The 7,498-nt window shown below is 60.4% G+C and carries 10 protein-coding genes; 4 read left to right on the top strand and 6 right to left on the bottom strand.

Going from position 1 to position 7,498, the window contains the following annotated elements; genetic code table 11:
• Both AC1DE4_RS25420 and AC1DE4_RS25415 read left to right on the top strand, forming a co-directional pair.
• Positions 1-659 (top strand): electron transfer flavoprotein subunit alpha/FixB family protein (locus AC1DE4_RS25420; protein WP_477883628.1); only part of this gene is annotated, 659 nt, incomplete at its 5' end.
• Positions 660-807: 148 nt separating this feature from the next.
• Positions 808-1,689, top strand: a complete 882-nt coding sequence (locus AC1DE4_RS25415) for a 3-hydroxybutyryl-CoA dehydrogenase (protein WP_025662821.1) — start codon at positions 808-810, stop codon at positions 1,687-1,689.
• A 92-nt stretch (positions 1,690-1,781) separates the two neighbouring features.
• Here the strand turns inward: AC1DE4_RS25415 and AC1DE4_RS25410 are convergent, their stop codons facing one another.
• The 5 genes from AC1DE4_RS25410 to AC1DE4_RS25390 all read right to left on the bottom strand — a co-directional run bounded on the left by AC1DE4_RS25410 (position 1,782) and on the right by AC1DE4_RS25390 (position 5,267).
• Complete coding sequence (locus AC1DE4_RS25410) at positions 1,782-2,312, bottom strand: hypothetical protein (RefSeq protein WP_018857804.1); 531 nt, start codon at positions 2,310-2,312, stop codon at positions 1,782-1,784.
• Between the two features lie 273 nt (positions 2,313-2,585).
• Entirely contained in the window at positions 2,586-3,782 is a 1,197-nt protein-coding gene (gene arsK / locus AC1DE4_RS25405; protein WP_477883626.1) for an arsenite efflux MFS transporter ArsK, read from the bottom strand.
• On the bottom strand, positions 3,757-4,185 hold the full coding sequence (gene arsC, locus AC1DE4_RS25400; protein WP_477883624.1) for an arsenate reductase (glutaredoxin): 429 nt from the start codon (positions 4,183-4,185) through the stop codon (positions 3,757-3,759). Before arsC ends, arsK begins: the two co-directional genes overlap by 26 nt.
• Entirely contained in the window at positions 4,182-4,883 is a 702-nt protein-coding gene (locus tag AC1DE4_RS25395) for an aquaporin (RefSeq protein ID WP_477883622.1), read from the bottom strand. Before AC1DE4_RS25395 ends, arsC begins: the two co-directional genes overlap by 4 nt.
• A gap of 30 nt (positions 4,884-4,913) precedes the next feature.
• Positions 4,914-5,267, bottom strand: coding sequence for an ArsR/SmtB family transcription factor (locus AC1DE4_RS25390; protein WP_025662817.1), 354 nt, complete (start codon positions 5,265-5,267; stop codon positions 4,914-4,916).
• 42 nt (positions 5,268-5,309) lie between these two features.
• Between AC1DE4_RS25390 and AC1DE4_RS25385 the strand changes: the two genes are divergently transcribed.
• Positions 5,310-5,825 carry a DUF6428 family protein gene (locus AC1DE4_RS25385; protein WP_477883620.1) on the top strand — a complete coding sequence of 172 codons (516 nt, stop codon included), beginning with the start codon at positions 5,310-5,312 and terminating at the stop codon, positions 5,823-5,825.
• Between the two features lie 150 nt (positions 5,826-5,975).
• Here the strand turns inward: AC1DE4_RS25385 and AC1DE4_RS25380 are convergent, their stop codons facing one another.
• Positions 5,976-6,197: a hypothetical protein gene (locus AC1DE4_RS25380; protein WP_477883618.1), complete on the bottom strand. Its 222-nt coding sequence runs from the start codon at positions 6,195-6,197 to the stop codon at positions 5,976-5,978.
• A gap of 385 nt (positions 6,198-6,582) precedes the next feature.
• Here AC1DE4_RS25380 and AC1DE4_RS25375 point away from each other — a divergent pair, with 385 nt between their 5' ends.
• Positions 6,583-7,263, top strand: coding sequence for a peroxiredoxin-like family protein (locus AC1DE4_RS25375; protein ID WP_477883632.1), 681 nt, complete (start codon positions 6,583-6,585; stop codon positions 7,261-7,263).
• Positions 7,264-7,498 lie beyond the last annotated feature (235 nt).

The raw sequence follows: 7,498 nt of genomic DNA, 5'->3' as shown, positions 1-7,498 counted from the left end.
CCACCTCGACCGGCAAGAACGTCATGCCGCGCGTCGCCGCCCTGCTCGATGTCGCGCAGGTCTCCGAGATCATCGAGGTGGTTTCGGCTGACACCTTCAAGCGGCCGATCTATGCCGGCAACGCCATCCAGACGGTGCAGGCGACCGACACCAGACGAGTCATCACCGTGCGCACCGCCTCGTTCGCCGCCGCTGCCGAAGGCGGTTCTGCCCCGGTCGAAGCTATTGCGGCCGCGGCCAACCCTGGCCTGTCGAGCTTCGTCAAGGACGCGCTGTCGGCCTCCGATCGTCCGGAACTGACGTCTGCGAAGATCATCATCTCCGGTGGCCGTGCGCTCGGCTCGGCCGAGAAGTTCAAGGAAGTCATCCTGCCGGTCGCCGACAAGCTCGGTGCTGCCGTCGGCGCCTCGCGCGCTGCCGTCGATGCCGGCTATGCCCCGAACGACTGGCAGGTCGGCCAGACCGGCAAGGTCGTCGCTCCTGATCTCTACATCGCCTGCGGCATCTCAGGTGCCATCCAGCACCTCGCCGGCATGAAGGATTCGAAGGTCATCGTCGCCATCAACAAGGACGAGGAGGCGCCGATCTTCCAGGTTGCCGACTACGGTCTCGTCGCCGATCTCTTCGAAGCACTGCCGGAACTGCAGAAGGCGCTCTGATGCGTGCAGATGCCCTTATTTCGCATTTGCGAATGACTGGAAAATTATCTTTTTAAGGGCTACTACTTCTGCCGGGCGATCATTTGCCCGGCAGTTTTGTTAGAAAAATGCGGCAGCGCGGCGGCGCATGCCGAGCGGGGGTTTGGAGATGAACGCGGTGTTGAAGACGATTGGCATTATCGGCGCAGGCCAGATGGGTTGCGGCATCGCGCAGGTTTCGGCAGATGCAGGCTATAAGGTCCAGCTCTACGATCTCTCCGAGGAACGCGTCCAGCACGGCCTGGCCACCATCAACGGCAACCTCGCCCGCCATGTGACGAGCGGCAAGATGACGGACGAAGAGCGTTCCGCCACCCTCGCCCTGATTTCCGGCTCCTCCGACATCAACGATCTTGCCGCGTCCGATCTCGTGATCGAAGCCGCGACCGAAGACGAAAACGTCAAGCGCAAGATCTACGCCCAAGTGTGTCCGGTCCTGAAGCCGGAAGCAATCCTTGCCACCAACACGTCCTCGCTCTCGATCACCCGGCTCGCTTCCGCCACCGACCGCCCCGAGCACTTCATGGGCATCCATTTCATGAATCCGGTGCCGGTCATGAAACTCGTGGAACTGGTTCGCGGCATCGCGACGGACGAAGTGACCTTCGCAACCGCCAAGGACTTCGTCGCCTCGCTGGAGAAAACGGTGACGGTCGCCGAGGATTTCCCGGCCTTCATCGTCAACCGCATCCTGTTGCCGATGATCAACGAAGCCATCTACACGCTCTACGAAGGCGTCGGCACCGTCGACGCCATCGACACCGCCATGAAACTAGGCGCCAATCATCCGATGGGGCCGCTGCAGCTTGCCGATTTCATTGGCCTCGACACCTGCCTGTCGATCATGCAGGTGCTGCACGACGGCCTGGCTGACTCGAAATATCGCCCCTGCCCGCTGCTGGTGAAATATGTCGAAGCCGGCTGGCTCGGCCGCAAGTCCGGGCGCGGCTTCTACGATTATCGCGGCGATACGCCGATCCCGACCCGCTGACGCCAACCGATCTCGACGATCCGCACGGTCTAGTTTCATTCTTGCCGTTCGAAGGTTGTCCGCCGAAACTGATGAGCTGGCGAAACCAGAACCTATGCGCCGCGAGCATCGCGCTTCGCCTGCGAAACGGCGCTCGCCTTCCGCAGTCTACCGCGCTCCATGGGGCGGATGAGATCTTTGCGCTTTGTGCTTTCGATCGAGTGCATGCCTGCGTGGGCCTGCCGCGTGTTAAATGACTCGTCCTTCTCGCTTTTCGCTTCTTTCCTTCGTGCCAACGCGGCGCGCATGTTCTCGACCATCTGAATTTTAGCAAGCATTCGACGCCGGCGGGCCTGTTCCGCGTTCACGCTGCGCACGCCCATGGCCAGAACTTCGAGTTTGCCTCTCGTGCCTGTATCCTTGCGTGCCGGTGTCGCCCCTTTGGGTTGCGCCTTGCCTCTCATTTCCCTGCGCTGTCTGTTCGCCTCGCTTTGCGCACGATCGCGCCTTTCACGGATTCGCTTGGCGAGATCAGAGAGATCTGTATCCGACAAATCCTGCATTGCCGGATGGTGAGTCTTTTGAACGAGCTGCCATTCGTCCGCCGTTAGCAAACGCTCTGCCTGCTTGCGCGAAATTGCCATCTACGCCTCCTACGCTATCGCATCAGTACACCGACTTGGTTCGAGAGGGCTCGCTGCGCACCAGCAAAGCGAGCTAGAGCTTCGAAAGCTTGGTTCGGTCGCGGGTCCAACTTATCCGCGCGACTGTGTCTGATTCACAAACCTAGCGCTGACGGCCAGGTCGGCAATAGACTTGCAGTGTCGCTAGTCGCACGGTCACTGCGATAGAAGTACTCCAGGTTGCAGGCGCTCGCGACCGGCCACGGCTTCCGGTCGGCGGTGCGCCAACCGCAATCATCGCAACGCCGGGATGGAAAGTAGCGCGATGATGGAAAGCCCGCCTAAAGCAGCGGCCGTGCCGAGCGACTGTGTGATGCCGAAGTTCTCCATCGCAAAAGCCAGGACGAACGGCGCAAGCGCCGACAGGATCAGCCGCGCTGCCATCATTCTCCCTTGCAACTTGCCGTAACCGTCGCTGCCGAAGAGATGCAGAGGCAGCGTACCGCTGACGAGGCTCAGCAGGCCATTACCCATGCCGAAGATCACGGCGAAAGCCATCGCACCCGGCACGGACGGAGCCGTGAACAGCAGCACCAACACGCCGCCCGGAATCAGCATGGCCGCGATCACCGCCAGATGGATTGCCGGCAGGTTCTTACCGAAGACCATGTTGATCAGCCGGCTGCTGACCTGCGATGGGCCGAAGAGTGTCCCCACGAGGGCGGCGGCTCCGCCGAGCCCAAGTCCGGACAGTAGTGGAACCAGATGCATCAGCGTGGCCGAACTGACGAGCGACATCAGTGATAAGCCGCTGACCATGATGGCAAAGCCGAGCCGGCGGCGAGCAGGAGGCAAGATCCCCTCCACTCGCGGGGCGGCGACCAATGCCGCCGTCGTCCGTTGCGTGCTCCTGCTGCGCGACAGCCATGCATGGATCGGCAGGCAGATGGACAGGTTGAGAACGGCGAAGATCAGATAAACGTTCTGCCACGTAAGATGCGCATTCAGCGCCGCGGTGATCGGCCAGAAAATCGTCGAGGCAAAACCGGCAATCAGCGTCAGATAGGTGATGCTGCGGGATGCAACCTGTGGCCGGATCTGCACAAGCAGCGCGAAGGCTGCGCCGTACTGAACAAGGTTTGCGGCAACTTCGACGGCGATGAGCGCGGCAACAAACACGGCCTTGTTGGGCGCGAGAGCGCTGGCGGCCAGAGAGACGGCAGCAATAAACGAGCCCGTAGTCATCACCCGGCCGGCGCCGATCCGGTCAAACAGCGCTCCCAACCACGGAGCCGTTAGGCCGCCGACCAGAAGCGCCGCAGAGAGAGCGCCGAAGACCCATTCCTTCGACCAGGCAAACTGCGCGGCCATATCGGGAGCAAGAATGCTGAAACTGTAATAGAGGGTGCCGTAGCCGATGATCTGTGTCACACCGAGCGCCAGCACGGCCAGAAGCGGCACGCGTTCAGACAAGGCGTTTACCTTGGGCATCGAGAACCTGCTGCCCGTCTTCCTTGGCGAACGGACCTTTGTGGGTGCCGGGCAGGATATCCAGGACGACCTCCGAAGGCCGGGCGAGGCGCGTGCCCAGCGGGCTGATGACGAAGGGACGGCTTATCAGGATCGGGTCTTTCAACATGGCATCGAGCAACTCGTCGTCGGTCAGGTCAGGGTTGTCGAGTCCGAGTTCGGCGTAGGGCGTATCTTTCTCGCGGATCGCGGTACGGACGGTCAGGCCTGCATCCGCGATCATCTTTATGAGTTGTTCACGGCTCGGCGGATCTTTTAGGTATTCGACGACCACAGGTTCGATGCCCGCATTGCGGATCATTGCCAGCGTATTACGCGAGGTGCCGCATTTCGGATTGTGATAGATCGTGACGTCGATTGTCATGGCGCAGGTTCCGTTTCAGTCAGTGATTGAGGATTGCGAGCTTCCATCAGCAGCCAACTCGCCAGCAACAGCGCCAGCAATGCGCCGAGGATTTCTGAGACAATAAAACCCGGCAGATCGACCGGGCGGATGCCGGAAAAAGTGTTCGTCAGCGAGCGGGCGATAGCGACCGCAGGATTGGCGAATGAGGTCGAAGCGGTGAACCAGTAGGCCGCCGTGATATAGAGGCCGACCAGCCATGCCACCGCATCGGCGCGAAAGCGCAGACCGGCGAGGATGACGAAGACGAGGCCGAACGTGGCAGTCACTTCGGCCAGCCACTGCGCGCTGCCAGTGCGGATGGTGGTCGAGACCTGCAGTAGAGGCAGTCCGAACATGGCATGCGCGAGCAGCGTTCCGGCAACGCCGCCAAGGATTTGTGCACCGATATAGGCCTGCACCGAAGAGGCAGGCAGCGCGCGGCGGAACGCAAGAACCAGCGATACGACCGGATTGAAGTGAGCGCCGGAAATCGGCCCCAGGATGGTGATCAGCACAACAAGGATCGCCCCCGTTGCCAGCGTATTGGCGAGGAGTGAAAGCGCCGGATCCGACGTCAGTCTGTCCGCCATGATGCCCGATCCGACCACGGTCGCGACCAGAAGAGCTGTGCCCAACGCCTCCGAGGCAAGGCGACGGGAGAGCGGAAAAGATGTCATGGCCTCAGGTCCCGGACCAGATCAGGACGTTCATTGAATTTTTCCCTTGCCGGGCGGGCAGCAGGCAGTGACTTCCGCAGCCGGCGCACAGATTTCCGGATGGCCGGCGCAGCAGTCTTCCATCAGGAAGCGTACGAGACCGCCGAGCGCATCGTAATTGGCGGTGTAGATGATCGAGCGGGCTTCGCGCTGCTGGCTGACAAGACCCGCCCGGTCCAGCTCCTTCAGATGGAAGGAAATGTTCGAAGGCGATAGTTCGAGCTTCTCCGCAATCGTCCCGGCGGCCATGCCATCGGGGCCGGCAACGACAAGCATGCGGACGATCTGGAGGCGGGTCTCCTGAGATAGCGCGCCGAACGAAGCAAGGGCTTGACGTTCATCCATAATTCAATATTCCTTGAAATGTTGAAACAAGGAGTATCTCATATGAATGTGATCGACAAGGCCCTGTCTTCAGATATCAGCCTCGGCCTTCTGCTTGAGGCCCTGGCGGCATCTCCGGATCTCCCTCTGGCGTTCCGCTACGACGGTCGGTTGGTGAAGCCGGGCTACCATGTCACCGAGGTCAAGGCCGGACAGTTTTCGGCATTCGACTGCGGAGCCAACCCCGAAACGTGGGCGGAGATCTTCGTTCAGCTCTGGGATATCGAGGAGGGCGACCGCACCCACATGCCGGCCGGCAAGTTCGCCGCCATCATTCGCAAGGTTTCCGAACATGTGAAGCTTGATGGCTCGGCGAAGCTGACCTTTGAAGTAAGCGATGGCGTGCAGCCGATGCAGCTCTATTGCGCCTCGGTCCCGGTCATCAGCAACGGTGTGGTGCAGGTTGAACTCGTTGCCCGCGCGGCAAGCTGCAGGCCGCGTGACCGGTGGCTGGCCAAGCAAGCCCAAGAGACGGCCTGCTGCGGGCCAGCGAATGCTGCTACCAAGTGCTGTGGCTAAATCCACCACTGACTGCTTGCGACGGATGGGGACGCTGACCGATGATCGTTGTGGCAACGGCGTTACCCAGAGACTGAGGATCGCGGCTTGGCCAGCGAAAATGTCGAGCATCATGGGTTGCAATCGTCGCCCTTGGACGAAACCCAGCGATCAGCTTGCGACCCAAAGAATGCAAGCCAGCCCGGCGAAGAAGACCGCAAGAACGAGTGCAAGCCTGACGAAGATCCAGAAATCGTCTGCGCGATCGAAGGCAACCTCGTGCTTATCGGTGTTCCCAGATGATTGCGCTTGAGCCGTCTGACGCGATTGCGCCGCGACGTAATATAACCACCAGCGACCGTACATCGCCTCATCCTTCCAGCAAAACTGCATGACTGTTCAAGCGGCCAGATGATCGACCGCACCCGCTAAGATTATCGGTGCGGGCATATCTTTTCGATTGGATGGACGGGCACCCGATGTAAGCATTGCATAAAGGACGGTGATGGACTTCGCTGGCGACGGCGGGCCGTTCATGTGGAGATCTGGCCGCCCTCACCGCCGTCCAACAGGCGCCCCGCAGAGCTAGACCAGTTTTGCTGTTTAGCGCTTGCTCGTCGGCCAATGTGGGGCCATTCTCAGGATCGATCCTGGCGGTTCGCCAAGACGAGGTCAGGCCTGCAACGCTTAATCTTGACCTCGGCAGCGCCCAATGCGGGCTCGACTTCAAAGCACTTGTCGTGGTGCCTTTCTGATCCCCGCGGCGAGGAGGTTGTTTATGTCTGTGTGCCATGTCGAACATCTGTTGCAACCGGGCGACCAAGCTCCGAACTTTGTGCTGGATGCAATCTCACGCGAAGGGAAGATCGCACTCGATGACTTTCGTGGCCGCAGCCCGCTATTGATCGGTCTGTTTCGGGGCCTGCACTGTCCGTTCTGCCGTCGCCATGTCGCAGCTATGGCTCAGCTCAGCTCGGCGCTGCGCGAGAAAGGCATCGAATCCCTGGTCGTTGTAAGCACCCCGGTAGAACGCGCGCGACTCTATTTCCGTTACCAACCGATACCCAATCTTCTTGCGGCATCCGACCCGGAACGGGCTTTGCATCGCGCCTTCGGCTTGCCCGTCCTCGAGTTCACGCACAATGAGACCGACTGGCCATATAAGGTTGGAATGGACGTGGTCATGGCAATGCGGGTCGATCGACCGGGAGAGTTGCCGGAACCAGTGGCCCCGCCCATAGCAGGCGATCTTCTCAACAAAAAGGACCGGTACGAATTTACGGAAGCCGATCGGCAGGTGAGCCTCGCCGGACACATGCAGCTTGTCGGTCACTTCTTGCTCGATCGAGAAAGTGTGGTGCGTTGGAGCTTCACGGAGGTCGAAGACGAGGGGCGAAATGTGTGCCAGGCGCTCAATCCCGAAGAGCTTCTGTCGGCAGCTTCTCAAATCGCAGATTAACAACGAAGAATTCAGAGTGGTTGTCTAATCGCATTCCAGTCGTCAAGGTGGTTTAGGCATTTGGCGACCTTGCCAGGTTGCGGGTCGGCAACGCGGAGTAAAGCGATTGGTGGATCGGCGCTCAGCGGCCATGTCCTTTGGAGCTATCCGGTGCTGGGAGCAGGGTTGTCTTCGCGGTCGACAAATGTCGCCGCACAATGGGCTTCGCAGGCAGGACCTTCCTATGTGTAGCGCG

This window comes from Rhizobium sp. 10N414 (assembly GCF_056394785.1).
The sequence above is the reverse complement of the archived record's forward strand: the minus strand, read 5'-3'. Positions and strand labels throughout refer to the sequence as shown.